The following is an 18,601-nucleotide window of genomic DNA, read 5'->3' as shown; positions in this document are numbered from 1 at the left end:
TAACAAAACCACTCTTTATGTTAAAAAAAAACATTCACACGTTTCTATCATTTATTGTCATTATTTTATTTTATAATACTCTTTCTGCTCAAGAAAAACCATCGTTACCTAAAAGTAACATTTATGAACCGTATCAGGTCCAAATAAAAGGAGAATATGAAGGAGGACGAAAGCAATTACTCAAAATTTTATCTTCCAATCTTGAATATCCTGTTAAAGCCATTAACAACCATATTCAAGGAAAAGTGATTGTGAAATTTGTTATTGAAAAAAACGGCACAATTACTAATTTTGAAATTTTAAAAGATATAGGATACGGATGTGCCGATGAAATTATTCGTGTTTTAAAGAAAACACAAGCCAGATGGAATTCGGCCATATTAAATAAAAAGCATGTTCGGTCTTATTATACTTTACGAGTTAATTTTAAAATACCATCCAATCAATCAAAACCTTATATTCAAGATGCCAATAACTAACAAGCTGATTTCAAAAAGTTATATTGTTTTAATTATTTTTTTCTTTAATTTATCCGTAGCGCAAACGCCTAAAGTATATGCGGAACAAGTGATAAAAAAACTAACTTCTTCCGAATTTGCCGGTCGAGGCTATGTTGAAGACGGAATGAAAAAAACATCGGAAGAAATTGCTGCACAATTTGAAAAAATTGGTTTATCTAAAATTCATAATTCATATTTCCAATCCTTTTCTTATCCAATTAATATCATAGAAAAAAGTTTTGTTTCTGTAAATGGCAAAGAACTGAAATTAGGTTCAGATTATTTGGTTGGTGCCGGTTCGCCATCTTTAAAGGGAACTTTTTCTCCCGTTGTATTTAATACGGGGGTAATTGACAGCTTATTTGAGTGGAATGACCGTTCTTATATTGATAAAGAATTGGAAAAAATAAATACCCGTTCAGTGGTTTTTCCGAATAAAATTTTCCCGGATAACCTGATTTTACAGGAGGAATCGGCAAATCAATTATATCGTGAGATTCCGCAACTTATTTGCAATGAAGTTTGGGATATTTCAATTCCATTGGTAATACAGCAAACTTCATCAAAATTTATACATTCTTTAAGTCCTAAACAGACTAAAACCGTTAATTTATTTATTAATAATCAATCCGTACCTAATACTATCTCATCCATTACTTTAGATATAAAAACCCATTTTGAACCTAATTTTGAAGCTAATAATGTAGTAGGTTATATAAAAGGCAAACGTTCCGACAGCCTTATTGTATTAACTGCTCATTATGATCATCTGGGTAAAATTAATGACGTTATATTTCCCGGTGCAAATGATAATGCCAGTGGTGTTGCTCTGTTACTTTCAATGGCTAAAGTTTTTGAAAAAAACAAACCCAATTTTGATATAGTATTTATTGCTTTTGCCGGAGAAGAGGCAGGATTAAAAGGTTCTCAATATTTTGTGGATCATCCTTTGTTCGATCTAAAGAAAATTAAATTTTTAATAAATTTTGATATGGTAGGTACGGGAGAAGATGGAATTCAAGTTGTAAACGGTAAAGAGTATTTTAAGCAATTTACTAAACTTGAAAATATAAGTTACATGTATAATTATTTAAAACAGGTTAAAATTAGAGGAAGTGCCTGTAATAGCGATCATTGCCCTTTTTACGAAAAAGGAGTTCCTTCTTTTTATATTTATACTTTGGGTGGAAAAAGCGGATATCATGATATATACGATTCAGAAGTTTCTCTGTATGCCTTCGATAAGTTGGTGGCCCTACTAACTAAATTTATAAATGTATTATAATATATTCATAAAAAAAGGCAAGTAAAAATTACTTGCCTTAAACTTTATTTATCATGAATTTTTATTGAAAACCGATAGCTGACTCCAAAGCTAGAACCATCATGGTATCAAAAGAGGATTGTCTCTCCTGTGCTGATATATTTTCTTTTGTAATGAATGAATCAGAGATGGTCAACAAACAAGCTGCATTCTTACCTAAAACTTGGGCATTATGGAATAGAGCAAAACTCTCCATTTCTACGCAACCGCAACCATGATCTTGAATTAATTTTTTATAATCAGTTCCTCCTTCTACATAAAAAACATCACTGGAATGTATACAAGCTTCATGAATTGAAATGTTCAATTCAATTGCTTTCTTTGCAATAAATACATTTAATTCTTCTGACGGATAGGTTTTATCTTTGTCGTATCCTGACTGAACTTTTGCATAAGAGGATTCACTATATGCGCTATTTCCTAATACTACGTCATATATTTTAATGTCTTCAACATACGAACCTGCTGAACCAATTCGTATAATAGTGTCAACTCCGTACTGAGAAAATAGCTCATAAGAATAGATACCTATACTTGGCATTCCCATACCTGACCCCATAATAGATATTTTTTTCCCTTTATAAAGACCGGTATATCCAAACATGTTCCTGACAGAATTAAATTGTATTGGATTTTCTAAATATTTATCCGCTATATATTTAGCCCTTAAGGGATCTCCGGGCATCAATACTGTTTTTGCAATTTCTCCGAATTCTGCCTGAATGTGTGCAGTTGCCATATTATTTAATTTTAGTTTTTACGTGAAGTAAAGATAAGAATACTATCTTTACTTGAATAGTTATTTGTTTAATTAAAACTTGAATTATTATTCGTTTTAAACTTAGTACAATTTAAAATTCTTTAGCTACTTCATCGATGGATTCTAAAATAATATCACATCCTTTAATAATCTCTGCCGGAGTAATGGTTAATGGAGGCGAAATTCGTAAGAATTCATTTCTGTATAATTGCCAAAAAACGATTAATCCTTTGTGCATACATCTTTCAGCTACTTTTAAACTAAATTCAGGTGATCTCAATTGCACAGCCAACATTAGACCTCTTCCGTTAATGGAGAGAATTTCCTTATGTTTTAATTTTTTTCTGTATAATTTTTCTTTGCTGTGAACTTGATCCATCAAATCGGTTGTCAATAATTCTTCCATAACCGCACAAGCTGCTGCAGCCGGAATAGGATTACCGCCGAAAGTGGTTACATGGCCTAGTTTAGGATGATCTGCTAAAGTATCCATCATTTCAGCAGAAGCCATAAAGGCTCCTATCGGAATTCCTCCGGCCATACCTTTTCCCATGGCCAAGATGTCGGGAACCAGGTCATACCACTGAAAAGCGAATAACTTACCTGTTCTGCCAAATCCGGGCTGTATCTCGTCTAATATTAGTAATGCTCCGACTTCTTCACATCTGTTTTTTAATTTTTTCAAATAATTGTTTTCAGGGGTTATAAATCCTGCTGCCCCTTGAATGGTTTCAACTACTACTCCCGCTGTTTTTTCGGTTATTTTAGCTAAATCTTCTTCTTCATTAAAACGTATAAAATTAATTTGAGGCAATAAAGGCTCAAAAGGCTTTTTATTAGTATCCCTACCGGCTAAACTCAAGGAACCTTGCGAGTTTCCGTGATAAGCATCAATAAACGAAATGATTTCTTGCCTTCCTGTATATCGTTTAGCTAACTTCATGGACGCTTCTATGGCTTCCGTTCCGGAATTGACCAAATAGGTTGTATGGAGCGGATCCGGTAAATTTTCCGATAACATTTTACATATCTGCACCGGCTTTTCCATGGCATATTCTCCATATACCATTACGTGTAAGTATTTATCCGCCTGATCTTTAATCGCTTGAACAACTTTCGGGTGGGAATGACCTAAAGTATTTGCTGAAACTCCCGCTACAAAGTCCAGATATGCCTTGCCATCTTTTCCGTATATATAATTTCCTACTGCTTTATCTACTTCAAAACCTGAGGCATAAAAAGTTGTTTTTGCTTGATATTTAAAAAAATCCTCTTGTAATTTACCCATTTCTCAATGATTTTTACACGCAAAAATACGGAATATATTGCAGCTTGTAAATGGTAAATTTTTAATAATTATTACTTAAAAAATTCTTTTTATTATTCTGATTTTTGGTTATTATTATATGATAAATATCACCAAGACGATTCAACTTTATTTTTTTTGTATATCTTTTCTTATACAATTTTTTTAAGATATTTAATTATAGCTTTAAATAAATTATTCTGTATAGGTACTTTATGAAAATATTTAAGATTTATAAATTTAAATTTTTCAACTTAAACAGTATAAACATTCGTTACTTTTCCTTTTGATAAAACTTTATACCAACCTAAAATACATTTGTTTTTACTACTTTTGTGAAGAATTTATTGATATTATGAATTATGATGTAAAAGTGGGTATTGACGCGTTTTCTTTTGATATCCCGAAAATATATTTACCTATAAAAGAATTAGCAATTGCTAGGGACATTGAACCTGCAAAGCTTGAAAAGGGTTTAGGTTTACTTAAAATGTCGCTTCCTGATGTTCATCAAGACGTAATAGTTTTTGCCGCTAACGCTCTAAAAAAGTTATTGGAGCAAGAAGGATTGCGCCCGGAAGAAATTAGCCGAATCTATATAGGTACAGAAAGCGGTATTGATTCTTCCAAACCTATCGGATCTTTTCTGGTATCCCTAATGGAAGATCTTTATGGAGAAGGTTCTTTTGAGCATTGCGATGTGGTAGACCTTACTTTTGCCTGTATTGGAGGGGTAGATGCCCTACATAATTCATTAGATTATATTCGAGTGAATCCTGATAAAAAAGCAATAGTCATCGGCACGGATTATGCAAAATATGACCTGAATTCTACCGGAGAATATACACAAGGAGCAGGTGCAGTAGCTTTATTATTGTCTGCAGATCCAAGAATCATTTCTATTAAAAATAAAATTGGAATTAGCACAAAAGGGGTTTTTGATTTTTTTAAGCCTAAAAGAAGCTTATCAAAAAAAGAAGTGACTGAAAAAGATAATAATCCGGTTTGGTTCGGAATAGAAGAAGACGAAATCAATCTTTTTAAGGAACAACCTATTTTTGACGGTCAATATTCGAATACTTGTTATCAAAATAGACTGAAGGGTGCCTATTTTCATCTTAAAAAATTATTAAGCATTGAAACCACTCTTTATCAACAGTGGAAAAATATAATTGTGCATTCTCCTTATTCTTTTCAAGGGAGAAGAATGTTTTCTGAAATATATGCTTTAGATTCCGATTTAAAAGAATCTTTACCCACTCAAGAAAAGGAATACACCGATAAACTCAAGGAAATAAGTAAAACCTCAGAATATAAATCTTTTGTACAAGAAAAGTTTGCTCCAGCCGAAGTTGCATCTTCCAATATTGGAAATATGTATACCGGATCAATTTTTATGGGATTATTATCTACCTTGTATTATCATGTAAAAATCAATTCCGAAATTATCGGAGAAAAATTTGGCTTTTTAGCTTATGGTAGCGGTTCAAAATCGAAGGCGTTTGAAGGTGTGATTGAAAAGGAATGGAAAACTCAATCTGAAAAGCTTCACTTGTTTGAAACATTAGAACATACTAAGGCTATTGATATGGATACTTATCATGCTTTATATAAAAAAGAATTAAAAACATCTGTACTTGCTCCTAAAAATGAATATATGTTGGAAAGTATTGAACATGAAAATCCTGTATTACTGGGTGCTAGATATTATAAGTTTAAACAATAAAAAATTATTTAATATAATATAAAAGCCTGAGAATATTCTCAGGCTTTTTTTATTTTTAGGATCTTTACCGTTTTTATTTAAAAAAACTTAAAACCGTTTCTGTAATATATTTTAGCTGATCATCTTGCAATTCCGTATGCATAGGTAAAGAAATTACTTCATTGATTAGCTTGTTGGTTGCCGGAAAATCTTCATCTTTATAATTTCCGTTATCGTAAGCTTTTTGTTTTCTTAAAGGTACAGGATAGTATATCATTGCAGGAACTTCTCTTTCTGAAAGATATTTTTGTAAAGCATCTCTATCTGAATTAATCACTTTTAACGTGTATTGATGAAATACATGGGTGGAATAATTTTCCATTCTTACAGGAATAACTAAATTAGGATGATTGGAAAAAGCTTGATCGTAATAGTCAGCAGCCTTTCTTCTCTTTTCATTATAGGAATCCAATAAAGGTAATTTTGCATTCAAGACTACAGCCTGTAAACTATCCAATCGTGAATTTACCCCAATTTCATCATGGTAATATCTTTTGTACATTCCATGATTAACAATTCCGCGTATTTTATGTGCTAATTCATCATTATCTGTAAAAAGGGCACCTCCGTCGCCGTAACAACCTAAATTTTTTGATGGAAAAAAGGAAGTGGTTCCTATAATCCCCATTGTTCCTGATTTTTTACGAGTTCCGTTTCTAAATGTATATTCTGAACCTATAGCTTGGGCATTATCTTCAATAACATATAAATTGTGTTCATTTGCAATCTGTATGATTTCTTCCATATTTGCACATTGCCCGAATAAATGCACAGGAATAATAGCTTTTGTTTTAGGTGTAATGGCTTTTCTTATGGCATCCGGACTTATAGTAAAAGTATCATAATCTACATCTACTAAAACAGAATTTAGCTTTAACAAGCTAATTACTTCCACGGTTGCCGCAAAAGTAAAATCAGCGGTTATGACTTCATCACCCGGTTGTAGATTCAGAGCCATTAGAGCTATTTGTAATGCTTCTGTACCATTACCGCATGGGATAACATGTTTTACATCTAAATATTTTTCTAAATTTTGAGCAAATGAATTGACTTGCGGTCCATTGATAAAAGAAGCGGTGTTTAATACTTCTTCAAATCCTTTATCTACAGTAGGTTTTATATGCTGGTATTGGTTGATTAAATCCACCATTTGAATTTTCTTCATATGTAAAATTTTGAACACAAATTTACTAAATGAATTTGTAATGCCGCTTCAATAAAAAGAAAAACTCTTATTAAAAATAAGAGTTTTTCTGCCTCATCTACTATTTTATAAGAGTAATTTATTTTTGTTTTTGTTGGTATTGTTCTTGTACTTCATCTAATTGTTGAGGTGTAATCTCCATAGGTGTTTGTTTTTTTACATCTTTAGGCATTGGTTTAAAATCTACCAATTCCACTTCAAATATTAGAGCTTGATTAGGACCTGCAGGGCCATTTTCCCCATAGGCTAAGTCTGAAGGTACATATAATATGTATTTGGCTCCTTTAGACATCAATTTAACCCCTTCTTTCCATCCGGGTACAACCCTTGCTAAAGGAATATCAGCCGGTTTACCTTCGGTTTGTTTTTTAGAATCTTCAATCACAGAACCATCGGTTGTTTTCAATACATAATTTACGGATACCATATCTTCATCGGTTGGCTTTGCTCCGTTTCCTTCTTTTTCAACTTTATATTGTAGTCCTGAAGCTGTTGTTTTAACGCCTTCTTTCTTTTTATTTTCTTCTAGGAATTTTTTACTTTCTTCTGCATTTCTTTTTGCTATTTTTTCCAAATGTTTAGGAACATAAACAGTCATAAAAGATTGTATGGAATCTTCTGAGAATAATAATTGTTTACCCTCAAATTTGTCTTCCATGGCTTGTTTAATAATATTTACATTTAAATCTTTATCAAACCCTTGAATTTTAAAATTACGAGCAAGATCTAAGCCAATTGCATAGGCTGCTTTTTCATCATCGGTATTTAATTTTGTAACTCTTTGTCCTTCCTTATTACATGCAACAAGGCTGATACCTGCTAATGCCAGTAAAATTGTTTTTTTTATCATTGTGTTAAATAGTTAAATATAATTTTTTTTAGTTGGCTGAGTTTTCTGTATTATCTTCCGGATTTTTAAAATCCACTAATTCAATATCAAAAATCAATACAGAATTAGGTCCTATATCCATTCCCGCTCCATTTTCTCCATAAGCAAGTTCAGAAGGAATGAAAAATCTATATTTTGACCCTTTGGTCATTAAGGCTACCCCTTCAGTCCAACCTTTAATTACTCTGTTTAATTGAAATTCAATTGGGTTACCTGCATTATTTTTATCTGTCGAATCAAATATTTTTCCATCGAGAAGTTTACCGGTATACTTAACTTTTACCATATCATCTTCGTTTGGCTTTTCATTAGATTTGCTTTTTTCTAAAACCTCATATTGTAACCCAGATGCTGTTGTAATTACTCCTTTTTTCTTTTTATTTTTTTCTAAAAAAGCTAATCCTTGAGTTTTATTTAGCTCTCCTTGTTCTTTTCTTTTCTTTTCAAATTCCAGTCTTTTTTTTGAAAAATATTTCTGCATAAATGAATTAACAGAATCCATAGGGTAAATCGATGGTTTACCGGCTAATTCATCCCTAAATGTCTGATTAAATATATTAATATCTATATCTTCTAACATATCTTGTTGCTTTAAACTTTGAACAATGTTATATGCTAAAGAATACGACAATTTTTGTTTATCTGTTTTTAATTCAATTTTATCTTGTGCAGAAAGTGATAATGAGCAAATTATACCTAATAATGTAACGATTTTATTTTTTTTCATTCGTTTAAAATTTATTATTTTTTATTCTTGACCTTCTAATTTTTATACTAAAAAAATAACATTTAAATTATTTTTTCAATAGTATAAGTACCCTGCAAATATCCGATAATTTATTGAAACACGAATATAAATTTTAGTTAATATTCTATAAAAAAGAATTTATTCTTTTTTAATCGGTAAAAATCTTATAAATAAATATTGGTCATTATATTTTTTTAGTAATTTTAAAAATCTAATCGAAAATCATTTCTTAACTTCTCTAATAATGGATTTTCCTTTACCATTTTTTCGTATTTATCTTTATCTGTTAGAAGGATCGTTCTTTGAGTTTCCTTAATTTGATATTTAAAATTAATGGAATAATTATTTACCTCTTTTTTCAGTTTTTGAAAAATATCTTCACGTAAGTGTTCAAATTCATCATAAGCTGAATTGGAAGGAAATTCAAAAAAAATAGTATGATTCGGCTTAACACTGCATTGGGTCGTGTTTAAAACACTATATAAAACCGGTTGGTTTTTTAAAGTTTCCAAATAGGTATTCCAAAAACTCTTAACTTGATCTTCAGTAAAATCGTCTTTATCTCTTTCGGAAAAATCTAAATTAGCTACCTTTTCTTCTTTTTGAGAAGCCGTGTGAAGTGATCCCTTAATTGAAAGAAATGATCCTTTTTTAGTTTGATTTCCCAGAGGTATTCCACTTTTTACAATTGGTTTTGAAGGTAAATTATTTTCATCTTTCACCTGAGAATTACCAACTTTTTCTATCTGTTTCTCTTCCTCGGATTTTATGGTTTGGGGTGTTAATTTATTTTCCTGCTTTGCAGGAAGATGATTAGGCGGTGGTATTATCCTAAACTTTTTTTTTTAGTTGTAGGAGATTCACCAGCTGTTAAAGATGCCAATTGCATTAAGGCTATTTCAATGGATAGTTTAGGACTTTTACTATTCCTAAAGTTTATATCAGCCTGATGACAAATTTCAATAGCGTCTATCAAAAATCTGGATGAGCAATTTTGAGCTTGTTGCAAATATTTTTGCTTGGTATTGTCTCCTACTTCCAACAGGGAAATTGTTTGAGGATTCTGTGCTACCATTAAATCTCTAAAATGACTTCCTAATCCTGAAATAAATAATTGTGGATCAAATCCTTTTTTTATAATATTATTAAAAGCTAAAAGTAATCCGGGAATATCATTTTTTAAAGCTAAATCCGTTATTTTAAAATAATATTCATAATCAAGAATGCTTAGGTTTTCTGTAACGGATGCAACTGTTAAGTTTTTTTGAGTAAAAGTAACGAGTCGGTCAAACATAGAAAGAGCATCGCGTAATCCCCCGTCTGCTTTTTGGGCGATAATATACAAAGCATCTTCTTCATATTGAATGCCTTCTTCTTGAGCTATTTTTTTTAAATGATTGTTTATATCATTTACTTCAATTCTCTTGAAGTCGTAAATCTGACATCTTGAAAGAATGGTAGGAATAATCTTTTGCTTTTCTGTTGTTGCCAAAATAAAAATAGCATGTGCAGGTGGCTCTTCCAATGTTTTCAAAAAAGCATTAAAAGCAGCATTAGACAGCATGTGCACCTCATCAATGATATATACTTTATATTTTCCTACCTGAGGAGCGTAACGCACTTGTTCAATCAGATTCCGTATATCGTCTACAGAATTATTGGAAGCTGCATCTAATTCAAATATATTGAATGCAAAATCATTCTCATCAGTCTCTCCGTATTTTTCATTAATTTTTCTAGCTAAAATACGGGCACATGTAGTTTTACCTACTCCTCTAGGTCCACAGAAAAGCAATGCCTGAGCTAATTGATTATTATCAATGGCATGTTCCAAAGTATTGGTTATGTGACTTTGCCCTACAACAGCATCAAATTCTAAAGGTCTATATTTTCGGGCTGAAACTACAAAGTTTTCCATGAGTGTACAAAGTTACTAATTTTCTGCTTTTTCTGTTATTTTTTAGATAGGTTTCTCTGCACAATCGTTACATAATCCATGAATAACAATATCTAATTTTTCAGCGATAAATCCTTCTGGAATGTTTATATTCGGCGTTCTTACAGTCCGCATACAGTATATTTTTTTACAATTTTTGCAACAAAAATGCATATGGCTGTCAGCATGTTGCTCCTCAGAACAATTATCCATACATAAGGCATAAACAGTTATATGCCCATCATTTATTGTATGCAATAATCCTTTTTTTTCAAAAGTCTTTAAAGTCCTGAATAGAGTAGTTCGGTCAGAATAATCAAAACCAGACTCCAAATCCGATAAGGATAAAGCAGTATTTTGTTTTAGAAAATAATCTAAAACCAATAAACGCATGGCTGTGGGATTTATATCTTTTTGTTTTAATATATTTTCTAAATCATACGACATACTACATTCTTTCCGGTGCCCCTATACCCAATAGACTTAACCCGTGTCTAATCACATTTCCGGTCCACTGAGTTATTGCCAAACGCAGTTGTTGTTCTGATTCATTTTCGGCATCCAAGATACGATTACTTTGATAGAAAGAGTTATATTCTTTAGAGACTTCGTATATATAATTGGCTATTAATGCGGGATTTAAATCTGCAGCAGATTTTTCAATTAATTCCTCATAAGAGGATAAAAGTATGATTAATTTTTGTTCTGCCTTATTTATTTCTTTATCTTTAATTTCTAAGGTTTGCTTTGCGGATTTTCTAAGCACGGAACAAGTACGGGCATATGTATATTGGATAAACGGACCGGTATTTCCATTGAATTCGATACTTTCATTAGGGTCGAATAAAATTCGTTTCTTAGGATCAACTTTCAAAATAAAATACTTTAATGCGCCTAAGCCAATAAGTTCATTCACTTGTTCTTTTTCATTTTCGGTGTAGCCTTCTAATTTTCCTAATTCTGAAGTTTTTTTAACTGCTTCTTGATGCATTTCTTCCATTAATTCATCTGCATCAACCACCGTACCTTCTCTTGATTTCATCTTTCCACTTGGTAAATCTACCATTCCGTAGGAAAGATGATATAATTTATCTGCCCATTGATACCCTAATTTTTTTAAAATTAGAAACAATACCTGAAAATGATAGTCTTGTTCATTTCCTACTGTATAGATTAATTCATTAAGATGATAACGGGTAAATCTTTCAACGGCTGTTCCTAAGTCTTGTGTGATATAGACAGAGGTTCCGTCTCCTCTCAACAATAATTTTTGATCTAACCCCTCTTCTGTTAAGTCTGCCCAAACAGATCCATCTTCTTTTTTAAATAAAATTCCTTTTTTAAGTCCTTCTTCAATAACATCTTTTCCCAGCAAATAGGTGTCACTTTCATATTGGACTAAATCATAAGATACTCCTAATCTTTGATATGTTTTCTCGAAACCTAAATACACCCAACTGTTCATCTCTTTCCACAAAGCTTTTATTTCCGCATCGCCGTCTTCCCACTTTTTCAACATTTCTTGAGCTTCTAAAAGAATGGGTGCTTTTTTCTTAGCTTCATCTGCATCCAATCCCGATGAAATTAAAGATTGTATTTCTTCTTTGTATTTTTGATCGAAAATAACATAATATTTTCCTACCAAATGATCTCCTTTGATTCCTGTTGTTTGTGGAGTTTCACCATTTCCATATTTTTTCCATGCCAACATGGACTTACAAATATGAATACCCCTATCATTAATTATTTGTCCTCTCAACACCTCATTTCCTGCTGCTTTTAAGATGTTACTAATTGAAAATCCTAATAAATTATTTCTTATATGTCCTAAATGAATTGGTTTATTGGTATTCGGAGAGGAATACTCAACCATTATTTTTTCAGTATGCTTTTTCGTAAGCTTAAAATCTTTAACTGAATATTTTTCTTTTAATAGTTTAGTAAAGACGGTCGGATTTAAAGAGAGGTTAAGAAAGCCTTTAACTACATTAAAAGCAACAAATTCCTCCTTAGCTGTAAGATATGATCCTATTTTATTGGCTATTTCCTCCGGCTTCTGTTTCACTAGCTTAACAAAGGGAAAAACCACTAAAGTATAATCTCCTTCAAATTCATCTTTAGTTATTTGTATTTCAACATCTTCAACTTTATGTTGAAATAAATTTTCAATTGCTTGTATACTTTGTTCTTTTATATAAGACTTTAGGTTCATTGTTTTTAATTACTAGTGAATGTACAAATTTAGGCATTTCCCTTAAATGTGTAACTTTTTATACTACTTCAATTAACACAAATATGATGACGTATTCTTTTTACGATGTATTATTTATAGTTTATAGACAATTTATAGCAATAATTCATAGTAGACATATTTAAATTTACATGCTTAATATTTATAAAATCTTCAAATTATATAAAATAAATATTTCTTGAGGATATAATTTATTAATAATCACCAATAGTTTGTCATATATTCTTATCAATAGGTTTGCTTCCTTTATTACACCATTTTATTATAAAAAATTATCTATACTTCAATAAGATATTTATAACTGGAATTAGTATGTTTCATTTCGGCCAAATGAGTAGGTAAACGGTCAAAACTGCTGATTTTTTGATCTCTCAACTTTAATTTACCTGTACTGATTTGTTGTAAAAGTTTCTCCCCATCAGTCATTAATTGAACCATTTGTTTTTCCGATGCAAATCGGTGAAATGCTCCCAAAGCGATTTCATGTAAGGAAACACAAGTTGTAAATGGAGGTAAAGGATTAGTATCTACTCTCCCTTGTATGGCAACTATATGTCCATAATAGGCTGCTAGATCTAAAAGTTGAGAAGCATGATTTCCACTAACCGTGTCAAAAATAACATCAAAGTTACTTCCGGGTAGAGCCTCTTTTATTTCATTTTTCCAATCATCATTTTTATAGTCGACTGCTTTACTAACTCCCATCTTATAAAATTCGTTATGATGTTGGAGATCGGCAGTTATATAAACCTTAGCTCCTGCATTCAGAATTAATTGGGTAAGAAAATATCCTACCGATCCTCCTGCTCCACTTATTAGTACATTTTTATTACGTATATCCGGAATTTTCTGCATAGCCTGCCAGGCGGTTAAAGAGGGACAAGGAAATGCTGCAGCTGCATAATCACTAAGTTTTTCAGGAATATGCATAATGCGGTTCCCTTTAAGAATTGTATGAGTGGAAAAACTGCCTGCTTGGGTAAGATCAGAATGATAACATACTCTTGCTCCGATTTGTATACGCTTCATTTTCTTTCCTGTTTTAATAACAATACCGGCACCATCTACTCCGGGAATCTGATCTTTTACCCATGAAGGATTGCCGGATGATATCAGTTTCCAATCAACCGGATTAAGTCCTATGACAGTATTTTTAATGAGTACTTCATCATCTTCAACTTCTCTGATTTTATATTCTTTACAAATTAAATCTTCCGGTTCTCCTCTATGCTGCCAACACCAAGCTTTTGAATATATTTCGTTCATAATTATCGTCAAATTATATAGATTTATAAATGATATGTAAACTGCTCAACTCAAATTAAGATTTTATCGAAACCTACACTTTTATACTTTAAAGAATTTATTCTGCAAAAGGTCCGGATATTAGATTGGTAAGAACCCCTTTAGGATCATTTACTAGTGATTTATAACTGAAAAATATACTTCCTTTAACTTCTGGAAACTCACGATTAAAATATACTTGCTCAACAAGTTCATTCGGATTTTTCCATTGATTGACTCTATAGGCCGCCATTCCTATATACAGTTTGGTGTCTGTTTCTTTAGCCATGCTGCTCCACCATTCCACTAAAGTGGCATAATCGGCAAGATTATGTCCTCGATGCCAATATAACTGAGGAGCTATATAGTTTAACCACCCTTTTCTCATCCAAAGTAAAACATCAGCGTACAAATCGTCATAATTTTGTAATGCTTTGGTTTTCGATCCTAAAGGATCATTATTTTGATTTCTCCAAACACCAAATGGGCTAATGCCAAATTCTATATCTTTATTTTTGGATTTAATGCTCTTATATAATTTTTGTACAAAAGTATTAATGTTGTCTCTTCTCCAATCTGCTTTACTGGCAAAAGTTACCCCATATTTAGTGTAAGCCGTAAAATCAGGATAATCGAGTTTACCCACTTTATAGGGATAAAAATAGTCATCCAAATGAATACCATCTACTTCATAGTTATTAACTACTTCCATAATGGACTGTATTACATAATCGCGTACTTCCGGAAGACCCGGATTTAGATATAATTGATTGGCATATCTAACCACCCAATTGGGATGCTTGAATGCAATATTATCAGTAGCCAATGAGCTCCAATTGGCATTGGCTGCAGAAAGTCTAAAAGGATTAAACCAAGCGTGTATTTCTATATCTCTTTTATGTGCTTCTTTAACCATAAATTCAAGGGGATCGTATCCCGGATCTACTCCTTGAGTTCCTGACAAATAACCCGACCAGGGACTTAATTTAGATGGATATAAAGCATCAGATGCGGGTTTTACCTGAACAATAATGGCATTCATTTTCCATTTTTTTACATTCTCCAATAAGGTTATAAATTCTTCTTTTTGTTGTTCAGCAGGTAAACCGGGTTTTGAAGGCCAATCTATGTTTAAAAATGTTGCCACCCATACGGCCCTGAATTCTTTCGTATTTTTTTCTTCATTCTCTTCTTCTACAGGCTCATTGGTACCGGCAAAAATTAATGTTAATGATAAAAAATGTGCTACAATCAAAAATAATTTTTTGCTTTTCATTTATTTTATTATTTATTACTTAGAGAATTCATTCAATTTATTTATAAAATTTTATTACACAGTGTTTTTGAAAATTAAGATTCACTTTCAAAAATATCAGCTTTTGATATGAGATCTTCAGGCAAAGTTTTCTTAGCTTTTGCACCCATTTTTTTTAAATTATGTATTTGAGACACAATATTACCTCGCCCTTCTACCAGCTTGTTCATAGCGTTTCCATATTCATTTTTAGCCTCATTCATTTTTTTCCCTATACGTAACAAATCTTGTAGAAATCCTTCAAATTTATCATATAAATTACCAGCAGTTTTAGCTATTTCATATGCATTCCTTTGTTGCTTTTGATTATTCCACATACTATCAATAGTTTTCAAGGTTGCTAAAAGAGTAGATGGAGTAACTATAACAATATTTTCTTCGAAGGCTTTAGCATATAAAGATGATTCATAATTTAAAGCTAAAGAAAAAGCCGTTTCAATGGGGATGAAAAGTAATATAAAATCTAATGAATTTTCTGCATGTAACCCCTGGTAATTTTTCGATGAAAGTTGATTAACATGTTTTTTAATAGAATTTATATGATCTTTTAAATGAAGTTTTTTTTCTTCTTCATTATCATTGTTTATGTAACGTTCATAGGCTATTAAAGAAACTTTGGAATCTATAATCATCTTTTTATTATCAGGAAGATATATGATTACATCGGGAATATACCGTTTTCCATCTTCAGAACTCAAGCGTTCTTGTATAAAATATTCTCTTCCTTTTTCTAATCCCGATTTTTCTAAAACTCTTTCTAAAACCAATTCTCCCCAATTTCCTTGAATTTTTGTATCTCCTTTAAGAGCTTTAGTGAGATTTTCAGCCTCCTGAGAGATTCTTAAATTTTGGTTTTGTAAATAATGTAATTGTTCTTTTAAAGATGCATAGATCCCTATATTTTCTTTTTGGCTTTCTTCCACTCTCTTTTCAAAAACGGAAATTTTCTCTTGTAAGGGATATAAAAGTGTTTTTATATTATGCCTGTTTTGTTCTGTAAATTTTTCAGTTTTTTGTTCCAGTATTTTACTTGCTATTATCTCAAATTCTTTCCTAAAATTATCTTGAATTTCTTCAATCTCTAATTTTTGCTCTTTATTTTTATGCATTAAGTTTTCAAAATCGGCATCTTTACGAGCTAATTCAAGCAATAATTGTTCTCTTTCCTTTTTTATTTTTTCCTTTTCAAACAACTCTTTTTCTTTTAGTTCTTCACTTTTACTTAAACCGGCATGTAAAACTTTTATCTTTTCATTTAAAAGAATTTTTTCGGAATTAATGGATGAATCATTAATTTTTTTTCCGATATATATTCCTATTAATAAAAAAATGATACTAAATAGTAAAACCAAAAATATTTCAATCATAAATATAAGAGTACAAAAATGGATGTTTGAAAAATCAAGTTCTACTTACGTTTTAAATATTATTTTTTACTTCGTAAGTTTTCTGTATAAAATTTGAGAAAATAGGGAATGGTTTCAATTCCTTTATAAAAGTTAAATAAACCATAGTGTTCATTAGGAGAATGAATAGCATCACTATCCAATCCAAACCCCATTAAAACAGATTTTGCTCCCAGTAATTCTTCAAATAGAGAAACAATAGGAATACTGCCCCCGGTTCTGTAGGGTAAAACTTCTTTATTAAAGGTTTTTTCCATAGCCAGTTTAGCTGCTTTATATCCGGGATCTGAAGAGGGTAAAACATACGCATTACCTCCGTGATGAGGGGTGACTTTTACTTTAACACTTTCCGGAGCAATGGATAAAAAATGTTTTGTAAACAATTCAGTTATTTCCTCAGGATTTTGGTCAGGAACTAACCTCATGGATATTTTAGCATGAGCTTTTGATGGAATAACAGTTTTAGCTCCTTCTCCTGTATAACCTCCCCAAATACCATTTACATCTAAGGTAGGTCGTATAGATGTTCTCTCTAACGAATTATATCCTTTTTCCCCTTGCGTCCCTTTTAAACCAATTGATTTTTTAAACTCTTCTTCATCAAAAGGAATTTTATTTAATTCTGCCCGATCTTCAGGAGATAATTCTATTACCTTATCATAGAAGCCTTTAACAGTAATTTTGCCGTCTTTATCAATTAACGAAGCGATCATATCAGAAAGCACGTTAATAGGATTAGGAACTGCACCACCATATAAACCTGAATGTAAATCTCGATTAGGCCCTTCTACTTCAACTTCTACATAACTTAGACCTCTTAAACCGGTTGTAACTGTGGGAACTTGATTTGAAAAAATATGTGTGTCTGATATCAATATAACATCACATGAAAGTTTGCTTAAATTTTCTTTTAAAAAATTCCCCAAATTGACAGAACCTATTTCTTCTTCTCCTTCAATAATTAATTTTACATTACATGGTAAAGTATTTGTTTTTATAAGAGACTCAATAGCCTTTACATGCATAAAGAATTGACCTTTATCATCAGCAGATCCTCGAGCATATATTGCACCTTCCGGATGTATGTTTGATTTTCTTATTACAGGATCGAAAGGATCGGTTTCCCAAAGATTCAAGGGATCTGCAGGTTGTACATCGTAATGACCATAAATTAAAACTGTTGGTAAATCGGAGCTAATAATTTTATCAGCATAAACTACCGGATTCCCTTGTGTTTTACATATTTCAACATTCTCAAATCCGGATTCTTTTAAATTATTAGAAATACTATTGGCACATTTTATTATGTCATTAGCATATGCTGAATCCGCGCTAATAGATGGAATTCGTAATAAATCAAATAATTCGTCTAAATATCTTTGTTTATTTTCTATTTGGTATTGAAAAGCTTTATCCATTTATTTATTATTATAGTAACAAATATATAAATAAAAAAACCGCTTCCAGAATAGTTTTTGAAATTAATAAATAAGAAAATGGCAAAAAACAGGTAAAAAAAAGGTAACCAAATAAACCACTCCAACCCAAAACAAAAAAAGCCTTGTATATTACCTATACAAAGCTTTCTTTTTTAAAAAACCGGCGGCTACCTACTCTCCCGCGTTTGCAGTACCATCAGCGCAAGTAGGCTTAACTTCTGTGTTCGAAATGGGAACAGGTGAGCCCTACCGCTATAACCACCCTAAATATCTTAATGGGATTTTATATAAATTTTGTAAACTCTTACGGCCAATTGTATTAACTTTTATTTTTTATTTTGGACGAAATCTCCGGGTAATTAGTACTACTCGGCTATGACATCACTGCCTTTACACCTGTAGCCTATCAACGTGGTATTCTCCCACGACCCTATATCGAATTCTTATCTTGTGGCGAGTTTCGCACTTATATGC

The 18,601-nt window shown here is 31.5% G+C and carries 16 protein-coding genes and 2 rRNA genes (1 of these 18 running past the window's edge); 3 read left to right on the top strand and 15 right to left on the bottom strand.

The features are described from left to right. Nucleotides 1-17: 17 nt before the first annotated feature. Both G8C43_RS09395 and G8C43_RS09390 read left to right on the top strand, forming a co-directional pair. Nucleotides 18-479, top strand: coding sequence for an energy transducer TonB (locus G8C43_RS09395; protein WP_166005620.1), 462 nt, complete (start codon nt 18-20; stop codon nt 477-479). Beyond that, nucleotides 466-1,785, top strand: coding sequence for a M28 family metallopeptidase (locus G8C43_RS09390; RefSeq protein WP_166005619.1), 1,320 nt, complete (start codon nt 466-468; stop codon nt 1,783-1,785). Before G8C43_RS09395 ends, G8C43_RS09390 begins: the two co-directional genes overlap by 14 nt. A gap of 61 nt (nt 1,786-1,846) precedes the next feature. Here the strand turns inward: G8C43_RS09390 and deoD are convergent, their stop codons facing one another. Both deoD and G8C43_RS09380 read right to left on the bottom strand, forming a co-directional pair. Next, nucleotides 1,847-2,563, bottom strand: a complete 717-nt coding sequence (gene deoD / locus G8C43_RS09385; RefSeq protein WP_166005618.1) for a purine-nucleoside phosphorylase — start codon at nt 2,561-2,563, stop codon at nt 1,847-1,849. Nucleotides 2,564-2,675: 112 nt separating this feature from the next. Continuing rightward, nucleotides 2,676-3,872 carry an aspartate aminotransferase family protein gene (locus tag G8C43_RS09380; RefSeq protein ID WP_166005617.1) on the bottom strand — a complete coding sequence of 399 codons (1,197 nt, stop codon included), beginning with the start codon at nt 3,870-3,872 and terminating at the stop codon, nt 2,676-2,678. 373 nt (nt 3,873-4,245) lie between these two features. Between G8C43_RS09380 and G8C43_RS09375 the strand changes: the two genes are divergently transcribed. After that, nucleotides 4,246-5,616 carry a hydroxymethylglutaryl-CoA synthase family protein gene (locus G8C43_RS09375; RefSeq protein WP_166005616.1) on the top strand — a complete coding sequence of 457 codons (1,371 nt, stop codon included), beginning with the start codon at nt 4,246-4,248 and terminating at the stop codon, nt 5,614-5,616. A 73-nt stretch (nt 5,617-5,689) separates the two neighbouring features. Here G8C43_RS09375 and G8C43_RS09370 read toward each other — a convergent pair whose 3' ends face one another. The 13 genes from G8C43_RS09370 to G8C43_RS09310 form a co-directional block, all read right to left on the bottom strand. Further along, entirely contained in the window at nt 5,690-6,820 is a 1,131-nt protein-coding gene (locus G8C43_RS09370; protein ID WP_166005615.1) for a DegT/DnrJ/EryC1/StrS family aminotransferase, read from the bottom strand. 118 nt (nt 6,821-6,938) lie between these two features. Further along, on the bottom strand, nt 6,939-7,709 hold the full coding sequence (locus G8C43_RS09365; protein WP_166005614.1) for an FKBP-type peptidyl-prolyl cis-trans isomerase: 771 nt from the start codon (nt 7,707-7,709) through the stop codon (nt 6,939-6,941). 28 nt (nt 7,710-7,737) lie between these two features. Further along, on the bottom strand, nt 7,738-8,475 hold the full coding sequence (locus G8C43_RS09360) for an FKBP-type peptidyl-prolyl cis-trans isomerase (RefSeq protein WP_160543005.1): 738 nt from the start codon (nt 8,473-8,475) through the stop codon (nt 7,738-7,740). Nucleotides 8,476-8,699: 224 nt separating this feature from the next. Beyond that, entirely contained in the window at nt 8,700-9,218 is a 519-nt protein-coding gene (locus G8C43_RS09355) for a hypothetical protein (protein ID WP_160568311.1), read from the bottom strand. A 104-nt stretch (nt 9,219-9,322) separates the two neighbouring features. Then, nucleotides 9,323-10,414, bottom strand: a complete 1,092-nt coding sequence (gene dnaX, locus G8C43_RS09350; RefSeq protein ID WP_166005613.1) for a DNA polymerase III subunit gamma/tau — start codon at nt 10,412-10,414, stop codon at nt 9,323-9,325. A gap of 42 nt (nt 10,415-10,456) precedes the next feature. After that, nucleotides 10,457-10,879 (bottom strand): Fur family transcriptional regulator, encoded by a 423-nt coding sequence (locus G8C43_RS09345; RefSeq protein WP_166005612.1) that lies wholly within the window; start codon nt 10,877-10,879, stop codon nt 10,457-10,459. 1 nt (nt 10,880) lies between these two features. After that, nucleotides 10,881-12,644 carry an arginine--tRNA ligase gene (argS, locus tag G8C43_RS09340; protein WP_166005611.1) on the bottom strand — a complete coding sequence of 588 codons (1,764 nt, stop codon included), beginning with the start codon at nt 12,642-12,644 and terminating at the stop codon, nt 10,881-10,883. A gap of 315 nt (nt 12,645-12,959) precedes the next feature. Next, the gene (locus tag G8C43_RS09335; protein WP_166005610.1) at nt 12,960-13,949 is read right to left on the bottom strand and encodes a zinc-binding dehydrogenase; all 990 of its coding nucleotides are present in this window, start codon (nt 13,947-13,949) and stop codon (nt 12,960-12,962) included. 97 nt (nt 13,950-14,046) lie between these two features. Next, nucleotides 14,047-15,243, bottom strand: a complete 1,197-nt coding sequence (locus G8C43_RS09330) for a glycoside hydrolase family 10 protein (RefSeq protein ID WP_160542996.1) — start codon at nt 15,241-15,243, stop codon at nt 14,047-14,049. 74 nt (nt 15,244-15,317) lie between these two features. Next, nucleotides 15,318-16,649, bottom strand: a complete 1,332-nt coding sequence (locus tag G8C43_RS09325; RefSeq protein WP_166005609.1) for a DNA recombination protein RmuC — start codon at nt 16,647-16,649, stop codon at nt 15,318-15,320. A gap of 59 nt (nt 16,650-16,708) precedes the next feature. After that, nucleotides 16,709-18,106, bottom strand: a complete 1,398-nt coding sequence (locus tag G8C43_RS09320) for a dipeptidase (RefSeq protein ID WP_166005608.1) — start codon at nt 18,104-18,106, stop codon at nt 16,709-16,711. 179 nt (nt 18,107-18,285) lie between these two features. After that, a 5S ribosomal RNA gene (gene rrf / locus G8C43_RS09315) occupies nt 18,286-18,393 on the bottom strand. A gap of 73 nt (nt 18,394-18,466) precedes the next feature. Next, a 23S ribosomal RNA gene (locus tag G8C43_RS09310) occupies nt 18,467-18,601 on the bottom strand; it runs 2,688 nt beyond the window's last position.

Origin of the sequence: Apibacter sp. B2966 (genome assembly GCF_011082485.1) — a bacterium.
Taxonomy (GTDB): Bacteria; Bacteroidota; Bacteroidia; order Flavobacteriales; family Weeksellaceae; genus Apibacter.
This window is presented reverse-complemented; position numbering and strand designations above follow the sequence as displayed.

What these genes read in the sequence shown, in the direction of transcription:
- G8C43_RS09395 (WP_166005620.1), top strand. Translation starts at nt 18, where the DNA reads ATGTTAAAAAAAAACATTCACACGTTTCTATCATTTATTGTCATTATT.
- G8C43_RS09390 (WP_166005619.1), top strand. Translation starts at nt 466, where the DNA reads ATGCCAATAACTAACAAGCTGATTTCAAAAAGTTATATTGTTTTAATT.
- deoD (WP_166005618.1), bottom strand. Translation starts at nt 2,563, where the DNA reads ATGGCAACTGCACACATTCAGGCAGAATTCGGAGAAATTGCAAAAACA.
- G8C43_RS09380 (WP_166005617.1), bottom strand. Translation starts at nt 3,872, where the DNA reads ATGGGTAAATTACAAGAGGATTTTTTTAAATATCAAGCAAAAACAACT.
- G8C43_RS09375 (WP_166005616.1), top strand. Translation starts at nt 4,246, where the DNA reads ATGAATTATGATGTAAAAGTGGGTATTGACGCGTTTTCTTTTGATATC.
- G8C43_RS09370 (WP_166005615.1), bottom strand. Translation starts at nt 6,820, where the DNA reads ATGAAGAAAATTCAAATGGTGGATTTAATCAACCAATACCAGCATATA.
- G8C43_RS09365 (WP_166005614.1), bottom strand. Translation starts at nt 7,709, where the DNA reads ATGATAAAAAAAACAATTTTACTGGCATTAGCAGGTATCAGCCTTGTT.
- G8C43_RS09360 (WP_160543005.1), bottom strand. Translation starts at nt 8,475, where the DNA reads ATGAAAAAAAATAAAATCGTTACATTATTAGGTATAATTTGCTCATTA.
- dnaX (WP_166005613.1), bottom strand. Translation starts at nt 10,414, where the DNA reads ATGGAAAACTTTGTAGTTTCAGCCCGAAAATATAGACCTTTAGAATTT.
- G8C43_RS09345 (WP_166005612.1), bottom strand. Translation starts at nt 10,879, where the DNA reads ATGTCGTATGATTTAGAAAATATATTAAAACAAAAAGATATAAATCCC.
- argS (WP_166005611.1), bottom strand. Translation starts at nt 12,644, where the DNA reads ATGAACCTAAAGTCTTATATAAAAGAACAAAGTATACAAGCAATTGAA.
- G8C43_RS09335 (WP_166005610.1), bottom strand. Translation starts at nt 13,949, where the DNA reads ATGAACGAAATATATTCAAAAGCTTGGTGTTGGCAGCATAGAGGAGAA.
- G8C43_RS09330 (WP_160542996.1), bottom strand. Translation starts at nt 15,243, where the DNA reads ATGAAAAGCAAAAAATTATTTTTGATTGTAGCACATTTTTTATCATTA.
- G8C43_RS09325 (WP_166005609.1), bottom strand. Translation starts at nt 16,649, where the DNA reads ATGATTGAAATATTTTTGGTTTTACTATTTAGTATCATTTTTTTATTA.
- G8C43_RS09320 (WP_166005608.1), bottom strand. Translation starts at nt 18,106, where the DNA reads ATGGATAAAGCTTTTCAATACCAAATAGAAAATAAACAAAGATATTTA.